The organism is Pseudomonas juntendi (genome assembly GCF_009932375.1).
Classification (GTDB): domain Bacteria; phylum Pseudomonadota; class Gammaproteobacteria; order Pseudomonadales; family Pseudomonadaceae; genus Aquipseudomonas; species Aquipseudomonas juntendi.
This window is the reverse complement of record NZ_BLJG01000013.1, coordinates 49744-61359: the sequence shown is the minus strand read 5'-3', so window position 1 is coordinate 61359 and position 11616 is coordinate 49744. Positions and strand designations below refer to the sequence as shown.

Below are 11616 nucleotides of genomic sequence, written 5' to 3'. Positions count from 1 at the left end.
GACTTTCGACTTTCGACTTGCCGCTTGCCGCTTGCCGCTTGCGGCTTGCGGCTTGGCGCTTGATACAAATCAACACAGATTCCTACAGACGCCCATAGACTCCGGTTCACTGCTGCTCTTTCCGGGGACCGCCCACATGCTCGACGACATTCGTTGGGATACCGACCTGATCCGCCGCTACGATCTTGCCGGGCCACGCTACACCTCCTACCCGACCGCCGTGCAACTGCACAGCGAGGTGGGTTCCTTCGACCTGCTCCACGCCCTGCGCGAAAGCCGCCGGGCGGTACGCCCGCTGTCGCTGTATGTGCATGTGCCGTTCTGCGCCAACATCTGCTACTACTGCGCCTGCAACAAAGTCATCACCAAGGACCGCGCCCGCGCCGCGCCATACCTGCAGCGCCTGGAGCAGGAGATTCAGCTGATCGCCTGCCACCTGGCACCGAAACAGCGGGTGGAACAGCTGCATTTCGGCGGCGGCACCCCGACCTTCCTCAGCCATGTGGAACTGCGCCAGCTGATGACTACCCTGCGCCAGCACTTCCACTTGCTGGACGATGACTCCGGCGACTACGGCATCGAGATCGACCCGCGCGAAGCCGACTGGTCGACCATGGGCCTGCTGCGTGAACTGGGTTTCAACCGCGTCAGCCTCGGCGTGCAAGACCTCGACCCCGCCGTGCAGCGCGCGATCAACCGCCTGCAAAGCCTGGAGCAGACCCGCACCCTGATCGAGGCGGCGCGCACCTTGCAATTCCGCTCGATCAACCTCGACCTGATCTACGGCCTGCCCAAGCAAACCCCGCAAGGCTTCGCCCGCACCGTCGAAGAGGTGATCCGCCTGCAACCCGACCGCTTGTCGGTGTTCAACTACGCCCACCTGCCCGAACGCTTCATGCCGCAACGGCGGATCGACAGCAGCGACCTGCCCAGCGCGGCCGCCAAGCTGGAGATGCTGCACGCCACCATCGAGCAGTTGACCGCCGCTGGCTACCGCTATATCGGCATGGACCATTTCGCCCTGCCCGACGACGAGCTGGCCATCGCCCAGGAAGAAGGCACCCTGCAGCGCAATTTCCAGGGCTATACCACCCACGGGCACTGCGACCTCATCGGCCTTGGCGTGTCGGCCATCAGCCAGATCGGCGACTTGTACTGCCAGAACAGCAGTGACCTCAACACCTACCAGGACAGCCTGACCAACGCCCAACTGGCGACCCAGCGCGGCCTGCTGTGCAACCATGACGACCGCATCCGCCGGGCGGTCATCCAGCAACTGATCTGCCATTTCCAGCTGGATTACGAACCCATCGAGCAAGCGTTCACCATCGATTTCCGCGGTTACTTCGACCACCTCTGGCCAGAACTGCTGACCCTGCAGCGCGACGGCCTGATCAGCCTGGACGACAAGGGCATCCGCATTCTCCCGGCCGGGCGCCTGCTGGCGCGTTCGGTATGCATGGTGTTCGATGCCTACCTGGCGATGCAGAACCGCCAGCGTTTCTCCCGGGTTATCTGAAAAGCGAGACGTTCAACCGCATGGACACGCCACCTTGCCGGGCACACTATGGGCGAACGAGGACTCCCGGCAGGGCACCTGCCGGGGTTTTGCCAGCGCGCAGCATCGATGCGCACACTGGCCTACACCCTGTGTCGTAGGTTACCCTTACGACTTATGTGTGCTTTCCCACAAGGATCGATCCAAATGTCCGAGCCAGTCAAACTGCGCCCTCACAACCAGGCCCATTGCAAGGATTGCAGCCTGGCCCCCCTGTGCCTGCCTCTTTCACTCAACCTGGAAGACATGGATGCACTGGATGAAATCGTCAAACGCGGGCGTCCGCTGAAAAAAGGCGAGTTTCTGTTCCGCCAGGGTGACAATTTTGGCTCGGTCTACGCGGTACGCTCCGGCGCCCTGAAAACCTTCAGCCTCAGCGACAGCGGCGAAGAACAGATCACCGGTTTCCACCTGCCCAGCGAACTGGTCGGCCTGTCGGGCATGGACACCGAAGCCTACCCGGTGTCGGCGCAAGCTCAGGAAACCACCTCGGTGTGCGAAATCCCCTTCGAGCGCCTCGACGAACTGTCGGTCCAGCTCCCGCAGCTGCGCCGCCAGCTGATGCGGGTAATGAGCCGTGAAATCCGCGATGACCAGCAAATGATGCTGCTGCTGTCGAAAAAAACCGCCGACGAGCGCATTGCCACGTTCCTGGTGAACCTGTCGGCGCGCTTCCGCGCCCGCGGCTATTCGGCCAACCAGTTCCGCCTGAGCATGTCGCGCAACGAAATCGGCAACTACCTGGGCCTGGCAGTGGAAACCGTGTCACGGGTGTTCACCCGCTTCCAGCAGAACGGCCTGCTGCGCGCCGAAGGCAAGGAAGTGCACATCCTCGACCCGATCCAGCTGTGTGCGCTGGCCGGTGGTGCAATGGAGGCCTGAGGCCGGTCTTTAGCGGGTATACTTGGGCATTCGTTTTCCCAGGATACCCGCAACAATGCACAGCGACGCCTTCGACCTCAAAGCCCTGATCCGCCCGGTGGTGGACTTCCCCAAGCCCGGCGTGATCTTCCGTGACATCACCCCGCTGTTCCAGTCGCCGCGCGGGCTGCGCTATGTGGCCGACCAGTTCATCGAGCGCTATGTCGAGGCTGAGTTCAGCCACATTGGCGCCATGGACGCGCGGGGTTTCCTGATTGGTTCGATCATCGCCCACCAGTTGAACAAGCCACTGATCCTGTTCCGCAAGCAAGGCAAGCTGCCAGCCGACGTGCTGAGCGAGGGTTACCAGACCGAGTACGGCGAGGCCTTCCTGGAGGTGCACGCCGACAGCCTGTGCGAAGGCGATTCGGTGTTGATTTTCGATGACTTGATCGCCACTGGCGGGACCTTGCTGGCAGCGGCCAACCTGGTGCGCCGCACCGGTGCGCAAGTGTTCGAGGCCGCCGCGATCATCGACCTACCCGAACTGGACGGCTCGCGCCGGCTGCAGGCGGCCGGGGTGCCGACCTTCTGCCTGACCGAGTTTTCCCTCAGCGAGTATTGAGGCGCAAGCCGCGCAAGTCGCAAGTCGCAAGTCGCAAGTCGCAAGTCGCAAGTCGCAAGCTACAAGCAAAAGCCGATCTGCTTTTGCTTGTAGCTTGTAGCTTGTAGCTTGTAGCTTGTAGCTTGTAGCTTGTAGCTTGTAGCTTGCAGCTTGCAGCTTCAGAGCGAAATCGGCCGCCGCCCGGCAAAGGCATGGGCCAGTGTTCCGCCATCCACCAGTTCGAGCTCCCCGCCCAGGGGTACACCATGGGCGATGCGCGAGGCCACCAGGCCTTTTTCATTGAGCAGTTGCGCGATGTAATGCGCCGTCGCCTCGCCTTCCACGGTCGGGTTGGTCGCCAGGATCACCTCGGTAAAGGTACCCTGCTCTTCGATCCGCGCCATCAGTTGCGGAATGCCGATGGCCTCCGGCCCCAGGCCGTCCAGTGGCGACAGATGGCCTTTGAGCACGAAGTAACGGCCGCGGTAGCCGGCCTGCTCGACCGCATACACATCGGTCGGCCCCTCGACCACACACAGCTGGGTGTCGTCACGCCGCGGGTCAGCACACTGTGGGCACAGGTCCTGCTCAGTCAGGGTGCGGCACTGCCGGCAATGCCCTACCCCTTCCATGGCCTGGGTCAAAGCCTGGGCCAGGCGCAGCCCCCCGCTACGGTCACGCTCGAGCAGTTGCAGGGCCATGCGCTGGGCGGTTTTCTGGCCTACACCTGGCAAGATGCGCAGGCCGTCGATCAATTGGCGGATAAGGGGGCTGAAGCTCATGGGGAAGGCCTGACAATTCAATAAGGGGCGGTTTATACCCAGCGGGGGCAGTGGCGTCAAATCAGCCTCCGGGTGGGAGCGCGCCGGGTCAAGAATAATGACCGCGGCGGCTGCCAGTACGCACAAAAAAAACCGCCGCTGGTGTCAGCGGCGGTTTTCGAGGGCGCATGCCTTAGAACGGCATCTTGAAGCCCGGCGGCAGCTGCATGCCGGCGGTCATGCCGCCCATTTTTTCCTGGCTGCTCTGCTCCACTTTGCGCACTGCATCGTTCAACGCAGCGGCGATCAGGTCTTCCAGCACTTCCTTGTCATCTTCATCGGTCGACATCAGGCTCTGGTCGATGCTGACGCGCTTGACGTCGTGACGACCGGTCATCACCACGCTCACCAGGCCGCCACCAGACTGGCCGGTGACTTCGGCGTTGGCCAGCTCTTCCTGCATTTTCTGCATTTTTTCCTGCATCTGCTGGGCCTGCTTCATCAGGCCGGCCATGCCACCTTTCATCATGGGGGTATACCTCGATTGGGTCATTTGATGCGGCCCGGCGCCGGGCCGGCCGCAGGGTTATCCGTTACTGGCCCTGGTTGGCCAGGGCTTCTACAGGCTCAATAGTATCCTGCCGCACCTTGGCACCGAACAACTTGATCATCTGCTGGATCAATGGATCCTGCTCGATCGAGGCGACGGCGCCCTGCTGACGCTCGGCCCGCTTGCGCGCGGCGGCCTGGGCCGGGGTTTCCTGCTCGGGCAGGACCAGTTCGATGCGCAGGTTCAACGTGCGCCCCAGATGCTGGTTGAGCGCCTCGTTAAGGCGCCGCTGCTGGGTCGTGTTGAACAGCGCACCCTGGCCTGGGTCCAGGTGCAGCAGCCAGTCGTCGCCATCGGCGGCAATCAGCGTACAGTTTGCTGCGATGTTGCCTGTCATACCCGAGACAGGCAACTGTGGGAATAATTCCAGCCATTGCAGGGCCAGACCGGTGGCCGGCTTGGCGGCTGGCAACGGGGCAGGCGCGGGCGCAGGGGCTTCTTCCTGAACGTGTTCGGCCAACTCGTCTAGGTAGCTGAAGCCAACCGGATCGCTTTCGCCGCCATAGTAGTCTTCGTCCAGCGGCGGCTCGTCGTCCCGGTCCATGCCAACGGCGGCGTAGGCAGACGGGTCGAAAGGCGGCTCGTCATGCACGGCAGGCGCGGCCGTAGGCGCCGCCTGCGGGGTCGGCCGCTGGGCTGACGCGGGCTCGGCAACAGGCTCTGCAACAGGCGCGCTGGTCGGGGCTGGGTCCTCCCACGGCAGGTCGACCACCTCGGCGACGGGCTCAGGCACCGAAATGGCCTCGACTTCGGCCCTCAGCTCGGCGTCTGCGGGCAGCTCGGGCTCATGGTCCACCGTGGCTGGCGGCGGCACTACCAGCGGCGCGGGCGCAGCGGGCGCAGGCTCGGCGGCGGGCGGCGGCACGGCAGGCGCAGGGGCTGCCACCGGGTTGGCAGGATCAGCTGTGGCCTGGCTGATCCCCACTGGCTTTAGCACCGGTTTCGGCGCATCGTCGGTGTCGGCCGGGCGGAAGGCGAGCATCCGCAACAAGACCATCTCGAAGCCACCACGCGGGTCCGGCGCCAGCGGCAGGTCACGCCGACCGATCAGGCCCATCTGGTAATAGAACTGCACATCCTCGGCCGGTAATGCCTGGGCCAGCGCCAGCACCCGGTCACGGTCGCCCTGGCCGTTGTCCACTGCCTCGGGCAGCGCCTGGGCGATGGCTACACGGTGCAGCACGTTGAGCATTTCCGCCAGCACGCCAGCCCAGTCCGGCCCTTGCTCGGCCAGGTTGCGCACGGCCTCCAGCAGGGCCCGGGCATCGCCCTCGAGCAGCGCCTGCAGCACCCCATAGACCTGCCCGTGGTCGAGGCTACCGAGCATGGCCCGCACATCGGCGGCCAGCACCTTGCCTTCGCCGAATGCGATGGCCTGGTCGGTCAGGCTCATGGCGTCACGCATGGAACCGTCGGCGGCGCGGCCCAACAGCCACAGGGCATCTGCCTCGAACGGGACGTTCTCCGCAGCCAGCACATGGCTGAGGTGCTCGACCACCCGCTCTGGGCTCATGTTCTTCAGCGAGAACTGCAGGCAACGCGACAGGATGGTGGCCGGCAGCTTCTGCGGATCGGTGGTGGCCAGGATGAACTTGACGTACGGCGGCGGCTCTTCCAGGGTCTTGAGCAAGGCATTGAACGAGTGCGTCGAGAGCATGTGCACTTCGTCGATCAGGTAGACCTTGAAGCGCCCACGGCTGGGCGCGTACTGCACGTTATCGAGCAGTTCGCGGGTGTCCTCGACCTTGGTACGGCTGGCGGCGTCGATTTCGATCAGGTCGACGAAGCGGCCCTCGTCGATCTCCCGGCACACCGAACAGGTGCCGCAGGGCGTGGAGGTGATGCCCGTCTCGCAGTTCAGGCATTTGGCGATGATACGGGCAATGGTAGTCTTGCCCACGCCACGAGTACCCGTGAACAGGTAGGCATGGTGAAGGCGCTGGTTGTCCAAGGCATTGATCAAGGCCTTGAGCACATGGGTCTGGCCGACCATTTCGCGGAACGAGCGCGGACGCCATTTACGTGCAAGAACCTGATAACTCATCGAAAAACCATCGTAGCCTGATCGAGCGGAAGATCGCTAATGCTAGCGGAGCGGGGGCAAAATTGCACCCTGCGCAGCTCGTCTAAGCTATGAAGCGGGCGCCTGTTGTCCAGGGAGGAGATGCTTTTGCGAAAACTGCTGGCCTTGCTGTTGGTCTGGGCTACCCAGAGCGTGGCAGAACAGCCGGTGCTGCGTTTTTCCGTGGCTGAAAGCTGGAGCATGCCGCTGGTGCGGATTGAAGATGACCAGCCGGTCGAGGGCCTGGTCTATGACCTTGTACAGGCGCTGGCCCGGGAAGCAGGGGTCCGCCCGCAGTATCACGTGATGGCCAGGCTGCGCTTGCAGGAGGCCATGAACAGCGGTGACATTGATGTGCGCTGCTACGTCAGCACGCAGTGGTTCAATGACCGCCCGGGGGACTTTGTCTGGAGCATCCCGCTGTTCCACCAGCGCGACGTGCTGGTGGGGCGCCTTGGCGACAGCAACCCGGTCGCAGCAGAACAACTGCCGCCCCAGGCCATCGGTACAGTGCTGGGGTACACCTATCCAACCTTGCAACCCCTGCTGGACCAAGGCCGGCTGAGCCGCGAAGACAGCCGCAGCCAGCTGCTGGTCCTGCAGAAACTGCAAGCCCACCGCTATCGCCATGCAGTGAGCAACGAGTTGTCGCTGCAGTGGTTCAACCAGGGGCAGCCGGCAGCTCGGCAACTGCAAGTGCTGGCAGTGCTGGAGGAGCAGGACCTGGGGTGCATGGTGCGCAACGACCCGGCGATACCCACCCAAGGGCTGCTGCGGGCCTTGGTGCGGCTGAAGCAGACGGGGGAAGTCGAGCGGATCCTCCAGCGGTATGCAGGGATGGGCCGTAGCGACAACCCGTCTGTCGCTCGCCCGTGAAACAGAAGCGCTGGTGATGTACAGAGGCTGCAAGCCAGCACGCTCCCTGTGGTCGCTGGCTTGCAGGCGATCTACGGTGAAGCTGGTGCCTATACCGCGTCGCCTGTTTCGCGGGCACGCCCGCTCCCACAGGATATTGCGGCCGATTCGAGCTCGCGTGCTGCCTGTGACATGGGTAGGCACCTAGAGGCGGAGAGCAAGGGCTGGCGACATGCGGCGCAGCGCCCTTAGGGAGATCACCTGGCCTGCCTAAATTCCAGCGACTGATGAAGCTGTCGGCGATGGGAGCATTGGGCGAGAAGCAGGACAGAAAGAAGGGATTCGCAGCAGATTGAGGTTTTCCGACCCCGGAAATGGAGGCGGCCCCACCAGCCACACCCCGGCACTCGATGTTCCCGCTATGGCTGCTCCCTTCCGGGCCTGACCAGGTTAACGGGTAATCAATGCGGGGGGACCGATGGGGCCACCACTACATGCCTCGCTGAGCAGCGAGTGGCGCCATTGTACCGGTCTTGGGGGCAGATACAACCTCTGGGAGCAGAAAAAGTCATCATTTCTCAATGACTTGTCTGGGTTGGGGTGGCGCTGCAGGCAAGACTGGCGCGAGGCCTGTGGGAGCGGGCGTGCCCGCGAAGCAAGCTACGCGATGGATGGCACCGGCTTTGCCGGTGTTCGCGGGCATGCCCGCTCCCACAAGTGGCGCGCGCAGGGACTCAAATAGTGATGCCCTGCTCGGCCAGGAACGCGACGAAGGCCTCTTCGTCCAGCACCTTCACGCCCAGCTCGCTAGCCTTGGCCAGCTTCGATCCAGCCCCCGGCCCTGCGACCACGCACTGGGTCTTGCCCGACACCGAACCGGCCACCTTGGCGCCAAGGCTCTCCAGCTTGTCCTTCGCCACATCGCGGCTCATGCGCTCCAGGGTACCGGTCAGCACCCAGGTCTGGCCGGCCAGCGGCAAACCTTCGGCGACTTTCTTCTCGCTGGTCCAGTGCATGCCGAACGCCAGCAACTGCGCCTCGATCGCGCGCGCCAGTTGCTGGTTGGCCTCATCCTTGAAGAATTCACGCACCGCATCCGCCTGCTTGGCCGCCAGTGCCTGGCGCAGGTCGATGCCGTCGGCAGCGATGATCTTGTCCAGGCTGCCGAGCTTGGCTACCAGTTTCTCGGCACCAGTTGGGCCTACCGAAGCGATGTCGAGCTTGGCGATCATGCCGGCCAAGCTGGTGCTGGCCGCGAATTCGGCGGCCAACTCGCCTTCGTCCTGCAGGTGCATGCCGCTGTCGAGCAACTGCTGGATAACCTTCTGGTTGTGCTCGTCTTCGAAGAAGTTGTGAATCTCGTAGGCGACCTCAAGGCCAATGTCCGGCAGATACGTCAGCACCTGCGGCAAGGCCTGCTGCACGCGCGCCAGGCTGCCCAGCGAACGGGCCAGCACCTTGGCCGTCTCCTCACCCACATCCGGTATGCCCAGCGCATAGATGAAACGCGCCAGGCTTGGCCGCTTGCTGGCTTCGATGGCCTCCAGCAGTTTGCGGGTGGACACCTCGGCGAAGCCTTCCAGGCCGACCACCTGCTCGAACTGCAGCTTGTACAGGTCAGCCGGCGAGCCGATCAGGCCTTCGTCCACCAACTGCTCGACACTTTTTTCGCCAAGCCCGTCGATGTCCATGGCGCGACGCGACACATAGTGAATGATCGCCTGCTTGAGCTGCGCACCACAGGCCAGGCGGCCGACACAGCGGTACACCGCCCCTTCGCTGGTGGTTTCCTTGCCCTTGCTGCGCTTGACCAGCTGGGTGCGCTCGACTTGCGAGCCACACACCGGGCACTCGCTTGGCACGGCAACCGGGCGGGCATCGTCCGGGCGACGCTCCAGCACCACCTGCATCACCTGCGGGATCACGTCGCCGGCCCGGCGGATGATCACCGTGTCGCCAATGCGCAGGCCCAGGCGGGCGATTTCGTCCATGTTGTGCAGGGTGGCGTTGGACACGGTCACGCCCGCCACCTTGACCGGTTTCAGGCGCGCCACCGGGGTGACCGCGCCGGTACGGCCGACCTGGAACTCGACGTCCAGCACCTCGGTCAGCTCTTCCATGGCCGGGAACTTGTGGGCGATTGCCCAGCGCGGTTCACGGGCGCGGAAGCCCAGTTCACGCTGGGCGGCCAGGCTGTTGACCTTGAATACCACACCATCGATTTCATACGGCAGGCTGTTGCGCCGCTCACCGATGTCGCGGTAGTAATCCAGGCACTCTTCGATCCCTGCCGCATGCTTGAGCTCGCGGCTGATCGGCAGGCCCCATGCCTTGAGCTGTTCAAGGATGCCGATATGGCTGTCGCCGATGCTGGCAGACAGCTGACCGACGCCGTAGCAGCAGAACTCCAGCGGGCGGCTGGCCGTGATTTTCGAATCGAGCTGGCGCAGGCTACCGGCAGCCGCGTTGCGCGGATTGGCGAAGGTCTTGCCGCCGGCTTCGGCCTGGGCTGCATTGAGGCGGTCGAAGCCGGCCTTGCTCATGTAGACCTCGCCACGCACTTCCAGCACCGCGGGCCAGCCCTCGCCGTGCAACTTCAGCGGAATGTTGCGCACGGTGCGTACGTTGGCGCTGATATCTTCGCCAGTGGTGCCGTCGCCGCGCGTGGCACCCTGCACCAGCAGGCCGTCGCGGTACAGCAGGCTAACGGCCAGGCCATCGAGCTTGGGTTCGCAGCTGTAGTCAACCGCGCCGGGCTGATCGAGGCCGTCCACCACGCGGCGGCCGAACTCACGCAGGTCGGCCTCCTCGAAAGCGTTGCCCAGGCTGAGCATGGGCACTTCATGGCGCACCTGGCTAAAGGCCGACAGGGCCGCACCGCCGACGCGCTGGGTGGGCGAGTCGGGGGTAACCAGGTGCGGGTGTTCGGCTTCCAACGCCTTGAGCTCGTTGAACAGGCGGTCGTATTCGGCGTCGGGCACACTGGGCTCGTCGAGCACGTAGTAGCGGTAGTTGTGCTGGTCGAGTTCGGCACGCAGTTCGTGGATACGGGTTTCGGCGGTCATGGAGTTTGTCTTCTCTTGCAAAGCAAAAGAGCAGCCTGGGGTGGCGGCTGGGGTCTGGACTAGCGATTGCCTGCCCTGGCCCTGTCGCCGGCAAGCCAGCTCCCACAGGCAATTGTGGGAGCTGGCTTGCCGGCGACAGGGCCGGAACAGGTAACAACACCCGAACCGGCCAGCACGCCCTCAGGCTGCTCTTTCGTTGGATCTGTCAGCGCTTCTGGGTCAGCGCACGGCGCTCGAACTCGACGATGCGCTGGCGATAGTGCTCGATGGTCTGGGCGGTCAGCACGCTGCGCTGGTCGTCCTTGAGCTCACCGTTCAGTTCATGGGCCAGCTTGCGCGCGGCCGCCACCATCACGTCAAAGGCCTGCTTCGGATGACGTGGGCCAGGCAGGCCGAGGAAGAAGCTCACCGCACGGGTGCTGAAATGGTCGATGTCGTCCAGGTCGAACACCCCAGGCTTGACCGCATTGGCCATGGAGAACAGCACTTCGCCGTGGCCGGCCATGCTTTCGTGGCGGTGGAAGATGTCCATTTCGCCGAAGCGCAGGCCGCTTTCAAGAATGTTCTGCAACAATGCCGGGCCCTTGAAGCCACCCTCGTCGCGGGAAATGACGCTGATGACCAGCACCTCTTCGGTCGGCGGCAGCTCCTTGACGCTGCTGCTGGCAGCGGGCGCCGGGTTGCCACGGGTGTTTTCGGCGGCGAAGTCGTCGTCGCTGTCGGTGAACAGGTCGGGCTCGCGCGGCTCGGCGCTCAGGCCCAGGTCGCCCTGCTGCACATCGGCCGCGGCTGTGGCGCGCTTGCCACGCTTGCTGGCCTTGGCCGGCTTTGGCTCGCGCTCGCGGTCACGCGCCGAGGCGCTGAGCGAAGGCAGGTCGCTTTCGTCCAGTTCCGGTTCTTTATGGGTATCCAGTACCCGCGACGGGCCGAGTACTTCGGCACTGCCGCCCTCTTCGTCCGGCAGGTTGGAATAACTGCGGTCCAGACGGAATTTCAACTTGCCTTTGCCGCCGCGCATGCGGCGCCAGCCGTCGAAAAGAATACCGGCAATGACAATGATGCCGATGAGGATCAGCCACTCGCGCAGACCGATTTCCATGTAATCCCGTGCCTCTATAAAAATATGCTTGAAAACAAAGGGTTCAAAGCCCTTTAACACGTGGCGCCAACTCTATGTTCTGACAGGCGTTTTACCCACGCAATAAACGAGTGACATTAAGCTAGCACGACCAAAGACAAC

9 protein-coding genes, 1 other RNA gene and 1 pseudogene are annotated in these 11616 nt (G+C 63.7%); 5 read left to right on the top strand and 6 right to left on the bottom strand.

Features of this window, described 5'->3' with window-relative positions; genetic code table 11:
• Positions 1 to 136 precede the first annotated feature (136 nt).
• The 3 genes from hemN to GYA94_RS02040 all read left to right on the top strand — a co-directional run bounded on the left by hemN (position 137) and on the right by GYA94_RS02040 (position 3044).
• Complete coding sequence (hemN, locus tag GYA94_RS02050) at positions 137 to 1519, top strand: oxygen-independent coproporphyrinogen III oxidase (protein WP_161891705.1); 1383 nt, start codon at positions 137 to 139, stop codon at positions 1517 to 1519.
• Between the two features lie 186 nt (positions 1520 to 1705).
• On the top strand, positions 1706 to 2440 hold the full coding sequence (fnrA, locus tag GYA94_RS02045) for a Crp/Fnr family transcriptional regulator FnrA (RefSeq protein ID WP_009683909.1): 735 nt from the start codon (positions 1706 to 1708) through the stop codon (positions 2438 to 2440).
• Between the two features lie 55 nt (positions 2441 to 2495).
• A complete protein-coding gene (locus tag GYA94_RS02040) occupies positions 2496 to 3044 on the top strand; it encodes an adenine phosphoribosyltransferase (RefSeq protein ID WP_009683910.1) in 549 nt (182 codons plus the stop codon).
• Between the two features lie 158 nt (positions 3045 to 3202).
• Here GYA94_RS02040 and recR read toward each other — a convergent pair whose 3' ends face one another.
• The 3 genes from recR to dnaX all read right to left on the bottom strand — a co-directional run bounded on the left by recR (position 3203) and on the right by dnaX (position 6438).
• Positions 3203 to 3805, bottom strand: a complete 603-nt coding sequence (gene recR, locus GYA94_RS02035; RefSeq protein WP_009683911.1) for a recombination mediator RecR — start codon at positions 3803 to 3805, stop codon at positions 3203 to 3205.
• 172 nt (positions 3806 to 3977) lie between these two features.
• Positions 3978 to 4313, bottom strand: coding sequence for a YbaB/EbfC family nucleoid-associated protein (locus GYA94_RS02030; RefSeq protein ID WP_003254305.1), 336 nt, complete (start codon positions 4311 to 4313; stop codon positions 3978 to 3980).
• Between the two features lie 64 nt (positions 4314 to 4377).
• Positions 4378 to 6438: a DNA polymerase III subunit gamma/tau gene (gene dnaX / locus GYA94_RS02025; protein WP_161891704.1), complete on the bottom strand. Its 2061-nt coding sequence runs from the start codon at positions 6436 to 6438 to the stop codon at positions 4378 to 4380.
• 120 nt (positions 6439 to 6558) lie between these two features.
• On the opposite strand from dnaX, the gene GYA94_RS02020 reads away from it, so the two are divergent.
• Both GYA94_RS02020 and GYA94_RS28520 read left to right on the top strand, forming a co-directional pair.
• Positions 6559 to 7332, top strand: coding sequence for a substrate-binding periplasmic protein (locus GYA94_RS02020; protein ID WP_110677339.1), 774 nt, complete (start codon positions 6559 to 6561; stop codon positions 7330 to 7332).
• 177 nt (positions 7333 to 7509) lie between these two features.
• Positions 7510 to 7667: pseudogene (locus tag GYA94_RS28520) on the top strand (MerR family transcriptional regulator); the annotation flags it as partial.
• Positions 7668 to 7695: 28 nt separating this feature from the next.
• Here the strand turns inward: GYA94_RS28520 and ffs are convergent.
• The 3 genes from ffs to zipA all read right to left on the bottom strand — a co-directional run bounded on the left by ffs (position 7696) and on the right by zipA (position 11475).
• An RNA gene (ffs, locus tag GYA94_RS02015) (signal recognition particle sRNA small type) lies at positions 7696 to 7792 on the bottom strand.
• Between the two features lie 253 nt (positions 7793 to 8045).
• Complete coding sequence (gene ligA / locus GYA94_RS02010; RefSeq protein ID WP_161891703.1) at positions 8046 to 10376, bottom strand: NAD-dependent DNA ligase LigA; 2331 nt, start codon at positions 10374 to 10376, stop codon at positions 8046 to 8048.
• A 205-nt stretch (positions 10377 to 10581) separates the two neighbouring features.
• Entirely contained in the window at positions 10582 to 11475 is an 894-nt protein-coding gene (zipA, locus tag GYA94_RS02005; RefSeq protein WP_161891702.1) for a cell division protein ZipA, read from the bottom strand.
• Positions 11476 to 11616 lie beyond the last annotated feature (141 nt).

What these genes read in the sequence shown, in the direction of transcription:
- dnaX (WP_161891704.1), bottom strand. Translation starts at nt 6,438, where the DNA reads ATGAGTTATCAGGTTCTTGCACGTAAATGGCGTCCGCGCTCGTTCCGC.
- zipA (WP_161891702.1), bottom strand. Translation starts at nt 11,475, where the DNA reads ATGGAAATCGGTCTGCGCGAGTGGCTGATCCTCATCGGCATCATTGTC.
- fnrA (WP_009683909.1), top strand. Translation starts at nt 1,706, where the DNA reads ATGTCCGAGCCAGTCAAACTGCGCCCTCACAACCAGGCCCATTGCAAG.
- GYA94_RS02030 (WP_003254305.1), bottom strand. Translation starts at nt 4,313, where the DNA reads ATGATGAAAGGTGGCATGGCCGGCCTGATGAAGCAGGCCCAGCAGATG.
- GYA94_RS02020 (WP_110677339.1), top strand. Translation starts at nt 6,559, where the DNA reads ATGCTTTTGCGAAAACTGCTGGCCTTGCTGTTGGTCTGGGCTACCCAG.
- GYA94_RS02040 (WP_009683910.1), top strand. Translation starts at nt 2,496, where the DNA reads ATGCACAGCGACGCCTTCGACCTCAAAGCCCTGATCCGCCCGGTGGTG.
- ligA (WP_161891703.1), bottom strand. Translation starts at nt 10,376, where the DNA reads ATGACCGCCGAAACCCGTATCCACGAACTGCGTGCCGAACTCGACCAG.
- recR (WP_009683911.1), bottom strand. Translation starts at nt 3,805, where the DNA reads ATGAGCTTCAGCCCCCTTATCCGCCAATTGATCGACGGCCTGCGCATC.
- hemN (WP_161891705.1), top strand. Translation starts at nt 137, where the DNA reads ATGCTCGACGACATTCGTTGGGATACCGACCTGATCCGCCGCTACGAT.